Annotated in this window: 22 protein-coding genes; 11 read left to right on the top strand and 11 right to left on the bottom strand. The window is 72.2% G+C overall.

The genetic code is table 11. The features are described from left to right. Positions 1 to 60 precede the first annotated feature (60 nt). Entirely contained in the window at positions 61 to 507 is a 447-nt protein-coding gene (locus QWJ13_RS22760) for a helix-turn-helix domain-containing protein (protein ID WP_316526682.1), read from the bottom strand. A 268-nt stretch (positions 508 to 775) separates the two neighbouring features. Here QWJ13_RS22760 and QWJ13_RS22755 point away from each other — a divergent pair, with 268 nt between their 5' ends. Next, positions 776 to 940, top strand: coding sequence for a hypothetical protein (locus tag QWJ13_RS22755; protein ID WP_316526681.1), 165 nt, complete (start codon positions 776 to 778; stop codon positions 938 to 940). Positions 941 to 1,048: 108 nt separating this feature from the next. Here QWJ13_RS22755 and QWJ13_RS22750 read toward each other — a convergent pair whose 3' ends face one another. From QWJ13_RS22750 to QWJ13_RS22740, 3 genes are read right to left on the bottom strand one after another with little or no spacing between them, the layout of a single operon-like run. Next, complete coding sequence (locus QWJ13_RS22750; RefSeq protein ID WP_316526680.1) at positions 1,049 to 1,249, bottom strand: DUF397 domain-containing protein; 201 nt, start codon at positions 1,247 to 1,249, stop codon at positions 1,049 to 1,051. A gap of 28 nt (positions 1,250 to 1,277) precedes the next feature. Further along, the gene (locus tag QWJ13_RS22745) at positions 1,278 to 1,478 is read right to left on the bottom strand and encodes a DUF397 domain-containing protein (protein ID WP_316526679.1); all 201 of its coding nucleotides are present in this window, start codon (positions 1,476 to 1,478) and stop codon (positions 1,278 to 1,280) included. 10 nt (positions 1,479 to 1,488) lie between these two features. Further along, the gene (locus tag QWJ13_RS22740) at positions 1,489 to 2,373 is read right to left on the bottom strand and encodes a helix-turn-helix domain-containing protein (protein WP_316526677.1); all 885 of its coding nucleotides are present in this window, start codon (positions 2,371 to 2,373) and stop codon (positions 1,489 to 1,491) included. A 183-nt stretch (positions 2,374 to 2,556) separates the two neighbouring features. On the opposite strand from QWJ13_RS22740, the gene QWJ13_RS22735 reads away from it, so the two are divergent. The 4 genes from QWJ13_RS22735 to QWJ13_RS22720 all read left to right on the top strand — a co-directional run bounded on the left by QWJ13_RS22735 (position 2,557) and on the right by QWJ13_RS22720 (position 3,867). After that, entirely contained in the window at positions 2,557 to 2,931 is a 375-nt protein-coding gene (locus QWJ13_RS22735) for an ATP-binding protein (RefSeq protein ID WP_316526675.1), read from the top strand. Continuing rightward, positions 2,928 to 3,167, top strand: a complete 240-nt coding sequence (locus QWJ13_RS22730) for a hypothetical protein (protein ID WP_316526674.1) — start codon at positions 2,928 to 2,930, stop codon at positions 3,165 to 3,167. Before QWJ13_RS22735 ends, QWJ13_RS22730 begins: the two co-directional genes overlap by 4 nt. Then, on the top strand, positions 3,164 to 3,460 hold the full coding sequence (locus QWJ13_RS22725; protein WP_316526673.1) for a hypothetical protein: 297 nt from the start codon (positions 3,164 to 3,166) through the stop codon (positions 3,458 to 3,460). The genes QWJ13_RS22730 and QWJ13_RS22725 overlap by 4 nt, the downstream gene beginning before the upstream one ends. Positions 3,461 to 3,561: 101 nt before the next feature. Then, positions 3,562 to 3,867 carry a hypothetical protein gene (locus tag QWJ13_RS22720; RefSeq protein ID WP_316526672.1) on the top strand — a complete coding sequence of 102 codons (306 nt, stop codon included), beginning with the start codon at positions 3,562 to 3,564 and terminating at the stop codon, positions 3,865 to 3,867. A gap of 18 nt (positions 3,868 to 3,885) precedes the next feature. Here QWJ13_RS22720 and QWJ13_RS22715 read toward each other — a convergent pair whose 3' ends face one another. After that, positions 3,886 to 4,209, bottom strand: coding sequence for a hypothetical protein (locus QWJ13_RS22715; RefSeq protein ID WP_316526671.1), 324 nt, complete (start codon positions 4,207 to 4,209; stop codon positions 3,886 to 3,888). Positions 4,210 to 4,300: 91 nt separating this feature from the next. On the opposite strand from QWJ13_RS22715, the gene QWJ13_RS22710 reads away from it, so the two are divergent. Continuing rightward, a complete protein-coding gene (locus tag QWJ13_RS22710; protein ID WP_316526670.1) occupies positions 4,301 to 5,158 on the top strand; it encodes a hypothetical protein in 858 nt (285 codons plus the stop codon). Here the strand turns inward: QWJ13_RS22710 and QWJ13_RS22705 are convergent. Further along, entirely contained in the window at positions 5,134 to 5,562 is a 429-nt protein-coding gene (locus tag QWJ13_RS22705) for a MerR family transcriptional regulator (RefSeq protein WP_316526669.1), read from the bottom strand. The two genes, QWJ13_RS22710 and QWJ13_RS22705, sit on opposite strands and share 25 nt — an antisense overlap. Before the next feature lie 64 nt (positions 5,563 to 5,626). On the opposite strand from QWJ13_RS22705, the gene QWJ13_RS22700 reads away from it, so the two are divergent. Beyond that, positions 5,627 to 6,595: an SDR family NAD(P)-dependent oxidoreductase gene (locus QWJ13_RS22700; protein ID WP_316526668.1), complete on the top strand. Its 969-nt coding sequence runs from the start codon at positions 5,627 to 5,629 to the stop codon at positions 6,593 to 6,595. 38 nt (positions 6,596 to 6,633) lie between these two features. Here QWJ13_RS22700 and QWJ13_RS22695 read toward each other — a convergent pair whose 3' ends face one another. Further along, positions 6,634 to 7,350, bottom strand: coding sequence for a chitinase (locus QWJ13_RS22695; protein WP_316526666.1), 717 nt, complete (start codon positions 7,348 to 7,350; stop codon positions 6,634 to 6,636). Positions 7,351 to 7,588: 238 nt separating this feature from the next. Between QWJ13_RS22695 and QWJ13_RS22690 the strand changes: the two genes are divergently transcribed. Continuing rightward, a complete protein-coding gene (locus QWJ13_RS22690; RefSeq protein ID WP_316526665.1) occupies positions 7,589 to 9,484 on the top strand; it encodes a tetratricopeptide repeat protein in 1,896 nt (631 codons plus the stop codon). Between the two features lie 7 nt (positions 9,485 to 9,491). Here the strand turns inward: QWJ13_RS22690 and QWJ13_RS22685 are convergent, their stop codons facing one another. Then, positions 9,492 to 9,683, bottom strand: coding sequence for a DUF6011 domain-containing protein (locus QWJ13_RS22685; RefSeq protein WP_316526664.1), 192 nt, complete (start codon positions 9,681 to 9,683; stop codon positions 9,492 to 9,494). A 42-nt stretch (positions 9,684 to 9,725) separates the two neighbouring features. On the opposite strand from QWJ13_RS22685, the gene QWJ13_RS22680 reads away from it, so the two are divergent. Beyond that, positions 9,726 to 10,493 carry a TetR/AcrR family transcriptional regulator gene (locus QWJ13_RS22680; protein WP_316526663.1) on the top strand — a complete coding sequence of 256 codons (768 nt, stop codon included), beginning with the start codon at positions 9,726 to 9,728 and terminating at the stop codon, positions 10,491 to 10,493. A gap of 10 nt (positions 10,494 to 10,503) precedes the next feature. Here the strand turns inward: QWJ13_RS22680 and QWJ13_RS22675 are convergent, their stop codons facing one another. Next, positions 10,504 to 10,890 carry a winged helix-turn-helix transcriptional regulator gene (locus QWJ13_RS22675; protein WP_316526662.1) on the bottom strand — a complete coding sequence of 129 codons (387 nt, stop codon included), beginning with the start codon at positions 10,888 to 10,890 and terminating at the stop codon, positions 10,504 to 10,506. Positions 10,891 to 10,993: 103 nt separating this feature from the next. On the opposite strand from QWJ13_RS22675, the gene QWJ13_RS22670 reads away from it, so the two are divergent. Both QWJ13_RS22670 and rarD read left to right on the top strand, forming a co-directional pair. Next, a complete protein-coding gene (locus QWJ13_RS22670) occupies positions 10,994 to 11,842 on the top strand; it encodes an SDR family oxidoreductase (protein ID WP_316526660.1) in 849 nt (282 codons plus the stop codon). 156 nt (positions 11,843 to 11,998) lie between these two features. Beyond that, positions 11,999 to 12,967 (top strand): EamA family transporter RarD, encoded by a 969-nt coding sequence (gene rarD / locus QWJ13_RS22665; RefSeq protein ID WP_316526659.1) that lies wholly within the window; start codon positions 11,999 to 12,001, stop codon positions 12,965 to 12,967. Here the strand turns inward: rarD and QWJ13_RS22660 are convergent. Continuing rightward, positions 12,957 to 13,829: an ABC transporter permease gene (locus QWJ13_RS22660; protein ID WP_316526658.1), complete on the bottom strand. Its 873-nt coding sequence runs from the start codon at positions 13,827 to 13,829 to the stop codon at positions 12,957 to 12,959. The two genes, rarD and QWJ13_RS22660, sit on opposite strands and share 11 nt — an antisense overlap. Then, positions 13,816 to 14,886 carry an ABC transporter ATP-binding protein gene (locus tag QWJ13_RS22655; protein WP_316526657.1) on the bottom strand — a complete coding sequence of 357 codons (1,071 nt, stop codon included), beginning with the start codon at positions 14,884 to 14,886 and terminating at the stop codon, positions 13,816 to 13,818. Before QWJ13_RS22655 ends, QWJ13_RS22660 begins: the two co-directional genes overlap by 14 nt.

The following is a 14,886-nucleotide window of genomic DNA, read 5'->3' as shown; positions in this document are numbered from 1 at the left end:
TGAAGAACCCCCATCCGGGATCCGGATGGGGGTTCTTCGCATTTCCGGGGTAATTACGGATCAGGGGCTCGGGCAGGGGATCGAGGGCCAGACCCGGTTGGGGCAGCAGACCGCGGCCAGGTGTACGAAGCGCGGGCCGGCCTCCTGTTGCCAGTACGCCCAGACCACGTCGGATCCGCCGGAGAGAGCCTCGACGGCGTACGCGGACCGGAATTTGACGGGGAGTCGTTCATCCTGGGCGAGAGGGGGAGGGTTCTCCTCGTAGCGGGCCTGGAGCCAGCCGACGACATCGCCCGGTGTCGAGAGGGTGCAGGCGGTTGCCCGGGCACGGAGATCGTCCACCGTGGGGATCTGGCGCCCGAGTTGGAGCTTGGAGACCTTGCTGGCAGGCCAGCCGAGGCGGGATGCCAGGGTACGGCCATCGAGCTTGGCCGCCGTGCGGATCGCCCGCAGGCGGCGACCGAGTTCGAGGCGGGCCTCGTGGGCGCCGGGCCGGGAGGTGCTCAACGTGGTGGGTGCCCCTCTCCGGGGGATGGGAAGCCTGGCCTGCCCGCTCGCCGAAGCGGCGAGCGGGCAGGGAAGAAGCGGTCGGCTGCGGGTGATCCCAGGTATGGCATGGCGCGGCGGCCCAGGAAGTGCTGAAGGCGGAGGTGCTGGTGTTCGTGGCGGCCAAGTGCCAGCACGCGCCGCACAGTTCTATCAGGCCGATGGCGGCCAAGCCTTCGGGCGTGTGGTGAAGGCGTAGGCTGCCGGGCACGGGACAGGAGGTCTTTCGATGGAGTGGATCGACCCTCGGTACGCGGAGCTGGTTGCGTGCTACCGGCAACAGCAAGTGGCCCCCGAGCCGGGCCTGGAAGTGTGGGGTGTACCGGTTCGGTGGGCTGATGGCGAAGTCGTGGCTCGGCTGGGCTTCGTGATGGAGCCGGTGCCGGGTGACTGAGCTGTTGGAGCATGTAGGGGCGGGACGGCCACCCGGCCGTCCCGCCCCTATTGTGTTCCGAATTGTCTCGCCTGCTCGTTGGGGGCCAATGAGCAGGCGAGGGTGGGGTCAGGTGAGGTGGTCGAAGTCGCCAGCCTTGGCGCCGAGGAGGAGGGCGTGGAGGCTGGCGGTGGTGGTGGTGATGACGACGGATGGATCGTCCGACTCGCGAAGGTAGCGGTGGCCGTCAGCTGTGGCTGCGAGTTCAACGCAGTTGCCGCCTTCGTTGAATCCGCTGAACGATGACTTCCTCCACAGCAGCGGGTGCATGTATGGCTCCGTCCAGCAACTGTCGGATCTAGATGAGGTGGTCGAACTCGCCGGCCTTGGCGCTGAGGACAAAGGTCCTCAGCTTGGTGGCTGTGGTGGTGATGATGGTCTCGGGGGCATCAGATTCGCGGAGGTGGCAGAGATCGCTGACGCCAGCGGCCAGCTCAAGGCAGTTATTGGCGCCTTCGGCGTTGCTGTACGACGACTTTTGCCAGGACAGGTGGGACATCACGGGCCTTTCACGACTGAAGCAGATAGAGAAGATGATGTAGGAGCCCCCAGGAATCGCGATTGGGGAGTCCGCGCAACGCCGTCTCGCGGTCGGCCACCGGCAGAGCGTGAGCACTGAGCTGCTGGAACATCTGGCGGTAGGCCGCCAGCTCGGCCTGTTCACCAATGTGCTCCGCCCGCCTCGGGCCGTCCAGGGTGACGGTTGAGAGTTCGGGGCAGCCGGGGTCGCAGAGCAGGAATGAAGCGGAGAAGGGCGCACGTTTCGGCGCAGCGAACGGCATGACCTGGAGGTCGACGTTGGGTAGCTCCGCGATCTCCATCAGGTGGATCAGTTGAGCTCGCATGACCTCATCTCCTGCGAACCGCATACGCAGTGCCGCCTCGTGGATGACAAAGCGGAACTGCCGCAGCTTTCCATCGGTCAGGATGCGCTGTCGCTCCATGCGGAACTCGATCTGTCGTGCAGTGTCCCACTTGCCAGTGCCGTCGGCGTAGACCGCTTCGGTGTAGGCGCGCAGCTGAAGGATGCCAGGGATGTGAAGTGTCTCGTAGTTGTCGAGCCGGACTGCCCGGTCTTCTGACTCGGCCAGGTCGAGTGACAGGGAAGGTACTTGGCCCTTGAAGTTGCTCCACCAGCCCTTGCCGTCGCTGGCGCCGAGATCGCGCAGCAGGGCGATGTAGGTCTCATCCGTGCACCCGTAAGCGTCGAGCAAGACCGAGAGTCGCTCCGGGTCGAGCGACGTTCGCGCCGCCTCGATGTGGCTGAGCTGAGGGCCCGCCATGCCGATGAGGGCGCCGGCATCCTTGACTGCGAGGCCTGTTGCCTCGCGCAACCTCCTCAGCTCAGCGCCGAACCGCCGCTGTCGTTCGCTGATTTGGGTCCTGAGTGCCAAGGGGGGATTCCTTCCGTATCGGGCCAGTTTCCACCCGCACGAGTGAGCTTAGTCAAGCTGAGCTAGGCATCTTGGCGATCTGGTTGCACGCGTAACACCTATCGCCCTACTCTCAGTGTTGCACCGATCACGTGGCGGAGTGTCCGTCTTCCTCGATTCCCCTCCTACTCCCCAGGGGCTCTCATGCGTGCTTGCAACCCTCCCGACTGGTCGACCGCTCGGTCCGAGCTCTCCGGTCTCCTCACCTCTGCGGGGTGGCGTCCCTCGGTCATCTCCGACGCCGAACTCGCGCTTCACGAACTCTTCGTCAATGCGTGGCGACATGCCGGGAGTTCAGCTCCGCTCGTCACCCTCGTGCTCTCCCCGGTGTGCCTGCGGGTCTCGGTCTGCGACGGCAGCTCGACCCTTCCGGCCGAGCCCGACCTCCCCGTCGACCCGCTCTCGCAGTCCGGCCGGGGTCTCCACCTGGTCCGCTCCCTCACCCACCGGTTCGGCGCGGAGCCGCGCAAGGATGGCAAGGTTGTCTGGTTCGAGCTGATCCAGGAGGCCACCGCGTGAATCGCTTCCCGATGAAGCCCGGCGACCGTCGGGTCCGCGCCTACAGCGAACGCGACGTCCTGGCCCTCCTCAACGAACTCCACCGGCGTGGCAAGAAGTTCGGCCTCTACTTCCCCGCCGCCTGCACGAACACCCGGCACGGGCAGGTCATCGTCCGCTTCGGCAGCGCCCCCGCCTCCACCCTCCTGAACCTCCTCACCCTTCTCGCGGAATCCGACGCAGAGGAGTCGCGATGAACACGCTCGACCCGGCCGCCGACCCCGTCGTCACCAACGCCCTCGCCGCCGCCAACTACGCCGTCGCCGCCGCCTTCAACGCCCTCTTCGGTGTCGCCGTCGCCCCGCCCGTCCCCGACGACTTCGACTGGGCCGAGCTCGACACCTTCGTCTTCGACCTGGGCTTCGCCGCCGACGACTCCGAGACCGCCCTCAACCTCCATCGCCTGCTCTTCGCCGTCCAGCGCATCGCCTACCGCGAGGCCGCCGGCCGTAACTCCCCCTGGGCCGCCACTCGCCTCAACCCCCGCTGATGGCGCCCGCCACTCGTTCGGGTGCGTACGGTTGTAGGCCGGGCACCGTCCGTCGAACCTGCTGGTGTGCGACCCCGCACTGACAGCTAGGGAGACCCCTCATGTCCGTCCGACGCCTCATGGCCACCGCGGCCACCGCAACGCTGGCCCTGGTCCCGGTGGCGCTCGCCACGCCCGCCGCTCACGCCCAAAATGCTCCGGTGTACACCTGTGACGTGGTGATCCCTGATTACAACCTGGGTGCGGGCAACTGCGTCGCCTCGGGCGGTGCTCCCGCCGAGGGGCCTTTCACAGGAGCTCTCATCATCGCGCGGACCGGCGACCCCATCCCCTCGTTCATCTTCTGCGAGGAAGGCATCGCGTCGACCCCGGGGTCCGTCATGTGTCTCAAGTCCGTGGGAACCTGAGCGGGAAGTCCGGCCCGGTCAGGGGCTGTCCGCCCGATCACGGGACCTTCGGTGGCGGAGCAACTCCGCAGCCCCCAGGGCGAGTAGCACAGCGACCAGCGCGGCCAGCCCGCCCTGTGCCGTAGCGGCGATGGGCAGGTGGAGGCGGAGCAGTCCGACGCCCGTTCCGACGAGGAAGACCAGGAAGCCCACCAGCCACCGCGCGACCACGGGTGGCGGGGTGGGTTTCCGCCTGCCCTGGCAGGTCTCCCAACTGCCCCGGAAGAACCAGGCCGTGGCGGCCAACCCCTCGCCTGCCACGAGCGGGACCGTCAGCAGCAGGTCGAGTAACCACGTCGGCATCCGAGCATCGTCCCAAGGGCGCCCAGGGCTGGTCGTGAGTACGCGTACTCAGGCGGATCGAGGTGTCGGAGGGGCCTGGGATCATCGGGGCATGTCCGAAACCTTCGTTGACCTGGGATTCGTCACCGCGCCCTCCGGGGTGGTGGTGCTCGGCATGGCCGGTTGGATCGACTACTGGCGGGAGGTGGGCGAGCCCCTGTCGGTGCGGGCCGGGGTGGCGGCGAAGGCGGGCGGCGGGTACCTGCGGGAGGAGGAGTGCGAGGCGGTCGCCGTGCCGGCCGCCGCCGACCGGCCGTTGGCGGTGCGGGCCACCACCGAGCCTTCGATGTTCGACGAGGAGCCGACGATCGCGACGCTGGAGATCGAGCTCGGCCTGCCGTGGCCCGAGGGGGTGGACGGCCCGGTGCTGCTCGGGGACCTGCCGGTCGACCGGAGCGGCATGGTGATCGGCGACGGCGTGGGGCTGGACGCCTGGACGGGGCAGGAGGACGAACCGGCCGACGGGTTGGGCGACGTGACGTTCTGGGGCCGGTACGAGGAGGACGCCCACGCGCGGTTCGGCGGCGAGCGGATTCCCCACCCCGGCGGCGTCGACGGGGTGTACGGATGGCTCGACGTCCCGATGGCGGAGGCGGTCGCGCTGGAGGCCGAGATCAGCACCTGGCGGGGCGGGGTGTGGGGCCAGGGCGTGGCCGGCTCGGTGGAGCCGCACGTCGACTACTTCCGCTTCCGGCGGGCCGGCCTGCACCACCCGCTGAACGTGGGCGCGATCGAGGTCGGCGGCTGCCAGGTGCTCGGGATCGACTGGTGCCAGGGCGACCACTCCGTGCGGCATCACGGCGGGCGGGACTGGGGGCAGGCCTTCCCGGTCACCCTCGAAGCCGACGGGACCGGTGGGACGGTGCTGCGCTGGACCATCCCGCCCTACGACGAGGACGAGGAGGGCTGACGGTCGGCCGTCGGGTCCCAGAGGCCGCCGGCCTCGCCGCGCGCCAGGTGGTCGGCGTAGACGGAGGCCTTCCAGGCGATCAGCGAGCGGCACTCCTCCAGTTCCCGGATCCGCTCGTTGACGCGCGGCTGGTGGGCGTCCAGCAGCCGCAGCCGTTCGGCCTCGTTGCCCGGGCCCTGTCGGACCAGTTCGGCGAAGCGGCGCAGGTCGGCGAGCGGCATGTCGGACTCGCGCAGCCGGACGCAGATCTCCAGCCACTGGACGTCGAGCAGGGCGTACCGGCGGCGGCCGCCCGCCGTCCGCCGCACCGGGCCGACCAGCAGTCCCTCGCGTTCGTAGAAGCGCAGGGCGTGCACGCTGAGGCCGGTGCGCTCGGCCACCTCGCCGATGGTGAGGTCTGTCATGTGGTCAGATCATAGGGGCCGGGGGCTTGAGCTAGACCGCGCTCTACGTCCTACCGTCCTCGCCATGACCACCACGAACAACAAGGTCGGCTCGCCCTTCTCGGCCGCCAGCACCGCCGAGGACGTCCTGGCGGGCCTCGACCTCTCCGGCCGCACCGCCGTCGTGACCGGCGGCTACTCGGGCCTCGGCCTGGAGACCACCCGGGCGCTGACCGCCGCCGGGGCCCGGGTGATCGTCCCGGCCCGGCGCCCGGACGTCGCCCGCGCCGCGCTCGGCGGGCTCGGGGTCCGGATCGTCCCGATGGACCTCGCCGACCCCGCGAGCGTCCGCGCCGCCGCCGGGCTGATCGGCGAGGCCACCGACCGGCTGGACCTGCTGCTGGCCGTGGCCGGGGTGATGGCCACCCCGGAGCGGCGCGTCGGGCCGGGCTGGGAGGGGCAGTTCGCCGCCAACCACCTCGGGCACTTCCTCCTCGCCTGTGAGCTGTATCCGCTGCTGGCCGCCGCCCGCGACGGCGCGCGGGTGGTCACGCACAGCTCCGCCGGGCACGCCCTCAGCGGGATCCGCTGGCACGACCCGCACTTTCGCACCGGCTACGACCGGTGGCTGGCGTACGGCCAGTCCAAGACCGCCAACGCCCTGTTCGCCGTGCACCTCGACGTGCTCGGACAGAACGACGGGGTACGGGCGTTCGCGCTCCACCCGGGCAAGATCATCACTGGGCTCCAGCGGGAGCTGACCTTGGAGGAGCAGGTCGAGCGCGGCTGGGTGGACGCCGAGGGCCGGGTGGTCGGCGCCGACTTCAAGACCCCGTCGCAGGGCTCCGCCACCGGCCTGTGGGCGGCCACCTCGCCGCTGCTCGACGGGTGTGGCGGGCTCTACCTGGAGGACTGCGAGGTGGCCGAGGCCTGCGGGCCGTACACCCCGATGGACGACGGCGGCGTCCGCCCGCACGCGGCGGACCCGGAGGCGGCCGCCCGCCTGTGGGAGCTGTCCCTCGCGGCCACCGGCGCCGCCCCGGTGGCCCGTTGAGTGGATCCGCTGAACGACTCCGCGCGCCAACGAGCCTGTCAGCAGGAGATGTTGCCACCGCCCACGTCGGTGCCCAGGACGCCGACGAACTGCTTGTAGAGGTTGATGCGGCTGTTGCGCTGGTCGGGGTTCTTGCCGTCGCACTCCAGCGCGCCGTTGATGCTGCGGATGGTCTCGCCGAAGCCCTTGTTGTTGACGACGGCGTCGTGCGGGGTCATCCGCCCGGCGCCGCTCTGGGTGTTCCAGAACCAGAGGGCGGTCTTCCAGGAGGTGGCCGGGTCGGTCTGCACCAGGTTGGGGTTGTGCAGCAGGTCGATGTGCAGCGCGTCGCCGGCCGCCTTGTAGTTGAAGTTCCAGCTCAGCTGGAGCGGCCCGCGACCGTAGTAGGCGGCCTGCCCGGCCGGGCAGCCGTACGGCTGTGAAGTGTCGCAGTAGTGCGGGTAGTTGGCGGTGTTCTGCTCGACGACGTAGCGCAGGCCGCCGGTCTCGTGGCTGACGTTGGCCAGGAAGGCGGCCGCCTCGCGCTTGCGGGTGGCGGTGTCGCCGGTGGCCGCGAACTTCGGGAAGGCGCCCAGGGCGTCGGTCAGGCCCTTGTAGCTGTAGAAGCCGTTGCGGCTCGGGAACATCTGGTTGAACTGGGACTCGCTGACCACGAAGGAGCCGGCCGCGGAGGCCGGGGCGGTCTGGCCGGCGACGGCGAGGGTGCTCAGGACGGCGGCGGAGGCGGCCAGGGACAGGGTGCGCGAGAGCTTCATCGATCTCCTCGATTCCCTTTGTAGGATTGGCACTTCGCTGGCGAAGGACCTCGGCCATCGTGGTGGCTGCAAGGCGCCTTCTGAAGTCCTCGAAGCTTCAAACCACCCGTACGAGTCGTATCCGATCCATGACGTGGACGGCGGCAGCCGCCCGGGTGATCGCCGAGCTGTCGGTCGCACCGGATAGCCTCCTGCGGAGCAGGACGGAACAAGGCGAGACCACCGGGGAGCGGGGCGGATGAGCGGGCACGGCGACGGCGCGGACGACGAGCGCCTGACGGCCGAGGGCGAGGTCGCGGTCGCCCGGCTGGCGATCGACTCCGGCGAGCTGACGCACGCCGCCGAGCACCTCGGCGACGCGATCCTCGCCGACCCCCAGCTGCCCGAACTGCACGAGGCGCTGGCCGAGTTGTGCGCGGCGGCGGGCGGCCCGGCGGCGGCCCGCGAGCTGTTCCCGCTGGACGGCCCGGTCTACCTCGGCACGGCCGTCTGCCGGGCCCATGTGGAGGCCGCCGCCGGAGACTGGGACGCCGCCGTCGGCCTGCTCGCCCACGCCATCCAGCACGAGCCGGCCCGGCCCTGGGCGCACGCCGCCTGGCTCGCCCGCGAGGACCTCCCCGCCCTGGTCGACCCGGACACCGTCGCCCAGGCGGTGGCCCGCGCGAGCGGCTCCCTGCCCGACCCGCTCCCGGCCGAACCGGCGGACGCCATACGGCCGTTCCACGACTTCGTGCAGGCTGTGGTGGCCCACCACGGCGGCCATGTGCCGCTGCTCGCGATGGCCTCCGGTCTGACCCGCCGGCTCGGCGACACCGCCCGCGCCGTCGAACTCGCCGACCGGGCCCACCGGTCGGCCCCCGGCTACCTGCCCGCCGTGATGCTCGGCAACGCCCTGCGCTCGGACGGCCGGCCGGAGCAGGCGCTCGCCGTCTGGGAGGCCGAACTGGAGCGGTCGGCGGCCGACCGCGACGGCGCCGGCAGCTACCTGGCCGTGGACGTCGCCGAGTTGTACGCCGCCCTCGACCGCCCCGCCGAGGGCCTGCCCTGGCTGGACCGGGTGCTCGCCGCCGAGCCCGACCACCCCAAGGCCGGACCGGCCCGGTACGGGCTGCGCCACGCCCTGGACGGCGACCCGGCCCACCTGCTCGGCCTGGCCGACCACCACCGCGCCCACCCCGAGCACGAGTACGCCCAGGAGCTGCTGGAGCGGCTGAGCCACCGGGAGCCCTGGCTCGGCCTGGTCGCCGGCACCACCGAGGCGACCGTCAACGTGCTGCACCAGGTGCTCGCCGCCCCCGACACCGACCGCGACACCGAGATCGAGTGCGCCGCCTCCACGGTGGAGCCGCCCAGCTCGGTGCTGGCCGTCCGGCTGGCGCTGCCGCGCTCCAGTGTCAGCTACCAGGCCGTCGGCGAACCGGACCCCCGGCTGCCGCTGATCGAGCCCACCACCCGGATCTGGGCCTGGGAGGGCACCGAAGCGCGCCCGGCCGTCGCCCCGCCCGCGCCGCGGAGCGCCGAACTGGTCCGCGCCACCGCCGAGATCTTCTGGCCGACCGTGCCCGCCGCCTACGACCAGGCCGTCCGGCTGGCCGGACTGCCGCTGGACGACCTGCTCGGTGTCCTGGTCCACCCGCCGATGCCGCGCGAGGACGAACTCGGCCGCGCCCTGCTCGCCCACCAGCCCGAACTCTGGGTGCGCGCCGTCCAGGTCTTCGCCTGCCTCGGCATCGCCCACCACCGCACCGACCAGCCCTGGGAGGGCTCGGAGCGCCGCCGGGTGCTGCGCGACCTGCTGCTCGGGCCGGAGGACTGGGTGGTCGAGGCGGCCGGCTTCGCGCTGGTCGCGATCGGCTGGACGCAGTCGCAGACCCGGCCGGACGTCGCCGACCTGCTCCGGCAGCGGCTGCACCACGGCGCCCGGGCCCGCCGCACCCGGGTGGTGACGATCCTGCGCTCGCTGTCCGCGCTGGTGCTGGTCGCGCCCTGGATGTCCGAGCAGGACCGCGAGCTGGCCCGGCACTTGACGGCCCGGGAGGACGCGGCCGACGCGGGGGCGGAAGAGGCCGCCGAAGAGGTCGCCAAGGAGGCGCCCCGTCCCGGCCGACTGCGCCGTCTCTTCCGCAGGGGGTGACCGCGCCCTACACGCCGGGCAGCGGTTCCTGGTCGACGTCGAACCGGGCGACCCGCTCCGCCGGGTCCCGGCACTCCGGCCCCAGCCGCAGCATCCGTGACTCCGGGTCATGCAGCGGCCGGTGGCAGCGGCGGCAGGTCACCCGCGGGCGGAGGGTCTGCGCGGACTCCGTACCGGGGAGGGGCTCAGGGCTGGTCATGGGGAGACGGTAGCCGTCCGTACCGCGTGACACGATGGCCCCATGGCCACCGACCGCAGCAGCGCAGGAGACCCGGCGCGCACCCTCGCCCTGCTCTGGGGCCTCACCGCCGAGGAGAAGCCCGGCCGGCGCGGGCCCCGGCAGGCCCGGTCGACCGGGGAGATCGCCGCCGTCGCGATCGCCCTCGCCGACGCCGAGGGCGTGGACGCCGTCACCATGCGCCGGGTCGCGCAGGAGCTGGGGCTCTCCCCGATGGCGCTGTACACCTACGTGCCCGGCAAGGCCGAGCTGCTCGACCTGATGCTGGACACCGTCTACGCCACGATGCCGCGCAGCACCCCCGCGGACGAGGGCTGGCGGGCCCGGGTCACCGCCGTCGCGGACGACAACCGCGCGCTGCACCGCGCCCACCCGTGGGTCGCCGCCGTGTCCACCAGCCGCCCGCCGCTCGGGCCCGGCCTGATGGCCAAGTACGAGTACGAACTGCGCGCCTTCGAGGGCACCGGGCTGCCCGACGTCGACCTGGACGCCGCGCTGACCCATCTGCTCGGCTTCGTCCAGACCTGCGCCCGGATGGCCGCCGACGAGCGCGCCGCCCGGCAGGACAGCGCGATGACCGACGAGCAGTGGTGGGCCGCCAACGCCGAGCTGCTGGGCCGGGTCTTCGACCCCGAGCGCTACCCGGTCGCCGCCCGGGTCGGGGCCGCGGCCGGCGAGGCGCACGGCGGCGCGTACAGCCCGGACCACGCGTACGCCTTCGGCCTGGCCCGCGTCCTGGACGGACTCGACGCGCTCGTCGGGCGACGGTAGCCAGGCCCGCTCAGCGCCCGTCGTACTCCACGCGCGCCGCCTCGACCTCCGGCACCCGGTGCTCCGACCAGCGCGCCAGCGTGGTGACCAGCTCGGCCGCCTCCCGCCCCAGCGGGGTGAGGCTGTAGTCGACCCGCGGCGGGATCACCGGGTGCGCCTCACGCAGCACGAAGCCGTCCCGCTCCAGCGTCTGGAGGGTCTGGGCGAGCATCTTCTCGCTGACCCCGGAGACCCTGCGGCGCAGCTCGCTGAACCGGTAGCCGCGCTCGTCCAGCGCGCCGAGCACCAGCACCCCCCAGCGGCTGGTGACGTGCTCCAGCACGCCCCGGGACGGGCACATCCGGTCGAAGACGTCGGCGGGCGGCAGTGCGCCCGTCTTCAGCTCGCTTACCTTCATATCAGTACCCTACTTCGAAGTGCGTACTTACCAGAAGTTAGTGCCACCCCTAGGGTGAGTTGTGAGGCCAGAACCCCGTAGCGATCCCCAGAGGAGCAACACCATGTACGTCGTCACCGGTGCCACCGGCCAGCTCGGCCGTCTCGTCGTCGAAGGCCTGCTGGCCGAGGTCCCCGCGAGCGAGGTGGCCGTCGCCGTCCGCTCCGCCGAGAAGGCCGCCGACCTCGCCGCGCGCGGCGTGACCGTCCACGTCGTCGACTACGACAAGCCGGAGACCCTGGCCGGCGCCTTCGCCGCGGGGGACCGGGTGCTGCTGATCTCGGGCAGCGAGGTCGGCCGCCGGATCCCGCAGCACCGGGCCGTGGTGGAGGCCGCGAAGGCCGCCGGGGTCGCGCTGCTCGCCTACACCAGCATCCCGGCCGCCGCGACCTTCCGGCTGGCTGACGAGCACAGGGCGACCGAGGAGCTGATCCTGGCCTCCGGGCTGCCGTACGTGTTCCTGCGCAACGGCTGGTACACCGAGAACTACCTGGGCGACCCGGCCGGCACGGTGGCGCGCGGCGTGGTGCTCGGCAGCGCCGGGCAGGGCCGGATCGCCACCGCCCCGCGCCGGGACTACGCGGCCGCGGCGGTCGCCGTCCTGGTCGGCGAGGGGCACGAGGGCAAGGCGTACGAGCTGACCGGCGACGCCGCCTGGAGCCTGCCCGAGCTGGCCGCCGAGCTGGCGAAGGCCTCCGGCGAGCCGGTCGAGCACCGGGACGTCACCCCGGCCGAGCACCTGGAGGCCCTGGTCGGCGCGGGCCTGCCGCAGGGCTTCGCCGAGGCCCTGGTGGACGTGGACGCGGGCATCGCGCGCGGCGAGCTGGCCGGTACCCCGGGCGACCTGGCGCGGCTGATCGGCCGCCCGACCGTCCCGCTGGCCGAGTCCGTCCGTGCGGCCCTGGGCGCCTGAGGCGTAGCGACTCCGGGTCCGGCAGCGGGCCCGGAGCGCCCCGGACCCGTCCGATATCAGGCAATGTCATGACCAAAGTACGGAAACACATATGACATTCAGCCCTTCCGACCGCTACCGTCGCCTCGACACAAGCGCGCGGGAAGGCAGTCGGCCATGGCGGGAACAGCACAGCAGGACAGCGGCCGAGGCCTCTGGTACGGCGTCGCCGCGTACGGCATCTGGGGCCTGTTCCCGCTGTTCTGGCCGCTGCTGGAACCCAGCGCGGCCGACGACATCCTGGCCAACCGGATGGTCTGGTCGCTGGTCGCGGTCGTCCTGCTGCTGATCGCCCAGCGGCACTGGGGCTGGATCCGCCCGGTGCTGCGCCAGCCCCGCAGGCTCGCCATGCTGGCCGGCGCCGCCACGGTGATATCCGTCAACTGGGGCGTCTACATCTGGGCCGTCAACGCCGGGCACGTGGTCGAGACCAGCCTCGGCTACTTCATCACCCCCCTGGTCACCATCGCCTTCGGCGTCCTGGTGCTCAAGGAGCGGCTGCGCGGCGGCCAGTGGGCGGCGGTGGGCATCGGCGCGGTCGCCGTCGTGGTGCTGACCGTCGCCCTCGGACAGCTGCCCTGGATCGCGCTCACCCTGGCGTTCTCCTTCTCCACGTACGGCCTGCTGAAGAAGCAGGTCGGGCTGAGCGGGCTGGAGAGCCTGGCGGCCGAGAGCGCCTTCATGTTCCCGTTCGCCCTCGGCTACCTGGTCTACCTGGAGGTCAGCGGGCGCGGCACCTTCGGGCACACGATGGCCGGCTCGTACGGCTGGGGGCACTCCGGGCTGCTGATGCTCAGCGGGATCGTCACCGCGATCCCGCTGCTGTTCTTCGGCGCCGCCACGACCCGGCTGCCGCTGACCGTGCTCGGGCTGCTCCAGTACCTGGCGCCGGTGTTCCAGTTCCTGCTCGGCGTCGCGGTGTTCCACGAGTCCATGCCGCCCGCCCGCTGGGCCGGCTTCGCCCTGGTCTGGGCCGCGCTCGCGCTGCTCACCTGGGACGCGCTGCGCCAGGTGCGGGCCGACCGCGCGGTGCGGGCCGCGGCCGTGCCGCAGCCCGTACCGGCGGAGGCGTCCGTCACGCGCTGATGTCCCGGCTGGTGAAGCGGGACCAGGCCGCCGAGCCGAACACGGCGACGTAGGCGGCCTGGAGGCCGAGGTCCTTCAGCACCCCGTCCCAGTACATCGGCGCCCGCAGCAGATCCGCGAAGTTCAGCCAGTAGTGGGAGAACAGGAACGGCTGGACCGCGTGCAGCTGCGGGAAGACGTCCAGGATCTGGACGGTCACCACCAGCACCACGGTGGCGGCCATCGCCGCGATGCCGCTGCCGGTGAGGGTGGAGACGAACAGCCCGATCGCCACCAGCCCGGCCAGCGAGCCCGCGACCACCAGCGCCACCAGCACCGCCCGCAGCAGCGCGTCGCCGAGGCCGATGGTGTCCCCGGAGATCAGCGTGACCTCCCCCAGCGGGAAGAGCACCGCGCCCGCGGCCAGCGCCGTCACCGCGACCGCCGCCGTCGCGGCCAGGCAGAACACCAGCCCGGCGGTGAACTTGGCGGCCAGCAGCCTGGTCCGCCCGGCCGGGGCGACCAGCAGATAGCGCAGCGTCCCGGCCGCCGCCTCGCCCGCCACCGCGTCCCCGGCGACCACGCCGACCGTCATCGGCAGGAAGACCGGCAGGGCGACCGCGAGGGCGGTGAAGACCAGGAACAGCCCGTTCTGGGTGGTCTGGGCGATGAAGCTCGGACCGCCGCCCTCGCGCGGGCTGTCGGTGTTGAGCTTGATCACCACCCCGATCAGGATCGGCAGCACCGCCAGGATGGCCAGCAGCACCTTGGTGCGCATCCGGCGGAACGTCAGGTGCAGCTCGCTGCGGAACAGCGCCAGGAACCCGGCCGCCGTCTGCGGCCGCCGCCCGCCGACGATCGGCACGGCCTCAGCCCGCGACATCGAAGCCCTCCCCGGTCAGCGCCACGAAGGCGTCCTCCAATGTGCCCCGCTCCAACCCGAAGCCGTGCACCCGCACCCCGGCCTCCACCAGCGCAGCGCACAGCCTGGGCAGCGCCTCCTCGCCGAGGACGCCCGGCTCGCCGTCCACCCGGCCCTCGCCGGCCACCAGGGCGGTGACCCGGTGCTCCGCCAGCACCTCGGCGGCCCGCGCCACGTCCGGGGTGCGGACCACCAGCCGGCCCTGCGCCCGGGCGGCGAGCTCGGCGACGGTGCCCTGCACCACCAGCCGGCCACGGGACATCACCGCGGCATGGGTGCAGACCTGCTCGATCTCGTCCAGCAGGTGCGAGGAGAGGAACACCGTGGTGCCCTCCGCCGCGACCTCCCGGACCAGCGTCCGGATCTCCCGCATGCCCTGCGGATCCAGCCCGTTGGTCGGCTCGTCCAACACCAGCAGCTCGCGCGGCTGGAGCAGCGCCGAGGCCAGGCCCAGGCGCTGCTTCATGCCCAGCGAGTACGCGCGGGCCTTCTTGCCCGCCGCGGCGCTCAGGCCGACCCGCTCCAGCGCCGCCTCTACCCGCTCCCGGCGGGTGCGCGGGTCGGCGGTCGGGTCGGCGGCGTCGAAGCGCGCCAGGTTGTCCCGCCCGGAGAGGAAGCCGTACAGGGCCGGGCCCTCGATCAGCGCGCCCACCCGGGGCAGCACGGTGGCGACGGACTGCGGCATCGGCTCGCCGAGCACGGCGGCCGCGCCCGAGGTGGGGGCGATCAGGCCCATCAGCATCCGGATGGTGGTGGTCTTGCCGGAGCCGTTGGGGCCCAGGAAACCGAAGACGGAGCCGCGCGGCACGGCCAGGTCCAGGCCGTCCACGGCGAGCTGGCCGCCGCGGAAGCGCTTGGTCAGGCCACGGGTGCGGATCACGTCGTCGGTGCCGGGCGGGGCGGTCTCGGGAGTGGCGGGGGCGGCGAGAGCGGCGGGGGGAACGGGGGCCGGGCGCGGCTCGGCGCCCGGCCCCCCGGCCGACTCCGTAACGTCCCCCGTTACGGGAGCCTTGGTCAT

It is taken from the genome of Kitasatospora brasiliensis, assembly GCF_032654805.1.
GTDB lineage: Bacteria > Actinomycetota > Actinomycetes > Streptomycetales > Streptomycetaceae > Kitasatospora > Kitasatospora brasiliensis.
Note: the sequence above shows the minus strand (reverse complement) of the source record. Positions and strands in the feature narration are given on the sequence as shown.

Excerpts from the sequence above, each read along its gene's own strand:
- QWJ13_RS22660 (WP_316526658.1), bottom strand. The coding sequence starts at position 13,829 with ATGTCGCGGGCTGAGGCCGTGCCGATCGTCGGCGGGCGGCGGCCGCAG.
- QWJ13_RS22750 (WP_316526680.1), bottom strand. The coding sequence starts at position 1,249 with ATGCACCCGCTGCTGTGGAGGAAGTCATCGTTCAGCGGATTCAACGAA.
- QWJ13_RS22685 (WP_316526664.1), bottom strand. The coding sequence starts at position 9,683 with ATGACCAGCCCTGAGCCCCTCCCCGGTACGGAGTCCGCGCAGACCCTC.
- QWJ13_RS22675 (WP_316526662.1), bottom strand. The coding sequence starts at position 10,890 with ATGAAGGTAAGCGAGCTGAAGACGGGCGCACTGCCGCCCGCCGACGTC.
- QWJ13_RS22715 (WP_316526671.1), bottom strand. The coding sequence starts at position 4,209 with ATGCCGACGTGGTTACTCGACCTGCTGCTGACGGTCCCGCTCGTGGCA.
- QWJ13_RS22725 (WP_316526673.1), top strand. The coding sequence starts at position 3,164 with ATGAACACGCTCGACCCGGCCGCCGACCCCGTCGTCACCAACGCCCTC.
- QWJ13_RS22670 (WP_316526660.1), top strand. The coding sequence starts at position 10,994 with ATGTACGTCGTCACCGGTGCCACCGGCCAGCTCGGCCGTCTCGTCGTC.
- QWJ13_RS22745 (WP_316526679.1), bottom strand. The coding sequence starts at position 1,478 with ATGTCCCACCTGTCCTGGCAAAAGTCGTCGTACAGCAACGCCGAAGGC.
- QWJ13_RS22755 (WP_316526681.1), top strand. The coding sequence starts at position 776 with ATGGAGTGGATCGACCCTCGGTACGCGGAGCTGGTTGCGTGCTACCGG.
- QWJ13_RS22710 (WP_316526670.1), top strand. The coding sequence starts at position 4,301 with ATGTCCGAAACCTTCGTTGACCTGGGATTCGTCACCGCGCCCTCCGGG.
- rarD (WP_316526659.1), top strand. The coding sequence starts at position 11,999 with ATGGCGGGAACAGCACAGCAGGACAGCGGCCGAGGCCTCTGGTACGGC.
- QWJ13_RS22700 (WP_316526668.1), top strand. The coding sequence starts at position 5,627 with ATGACCACCACGAACAACAAGGTCGGCTCGCCCTTCTCGGCCGCCAGC.
- QWJ13_RS22695 (WP_316526666.1), bottom strand. The coding sequence starts at position 7,350 with ATGAAGCTCTCGCGCACCCTGTCCCTGGCCGCCTCCGCCGCCGTCCTG.
- QWJ13_RS22680 (WP_316526663.1), top strand. The coding sequence starts at position 9,726 with ATGGCCACCGACCGCAGCAGCGCAGGAGACCCGGCGCGCACCCTCGCC.
- QWJ13_RS22720 (WP_316526672.1), top strand. The coding sequence starts at position 3,562 with ATGTCCGTCCGACGCCTCATGGCCACCGCGGCCACCGCAACGCTGGCC.
- QWJ13_RS22655 (WP_316526657.1), bottom strand. The coding sequence starts at position 14,886 with ATGACCAAGGCTCCCGTAACGGGGGACGTTACGGAGTCGGCCGGGGGG.
- QWJ13_RS22735 (WP_316526675.1), top strand. The coding sequence starts at position 2,557 with ATGCGTGCTTGCAACCCTCCCGACTGGTCGACCGCTCGGTCCGAGCTC.
- QWJ13_RS22690 (WP_316526665.1), top strand. The coding sequence starts at position 7,589 with ATGAGCGGGCACGGCGACGGCGCGGACGACGAGCGCCTGACGGCCGAG.
- QWJ13_RS22705 (WP_316526669.1), bottom strand. The coding sequence starts at position 5,562 with ATGACAGACCTCACCATCGGCGAGGTGGCCGAGCGCACCGGCCTCAGC.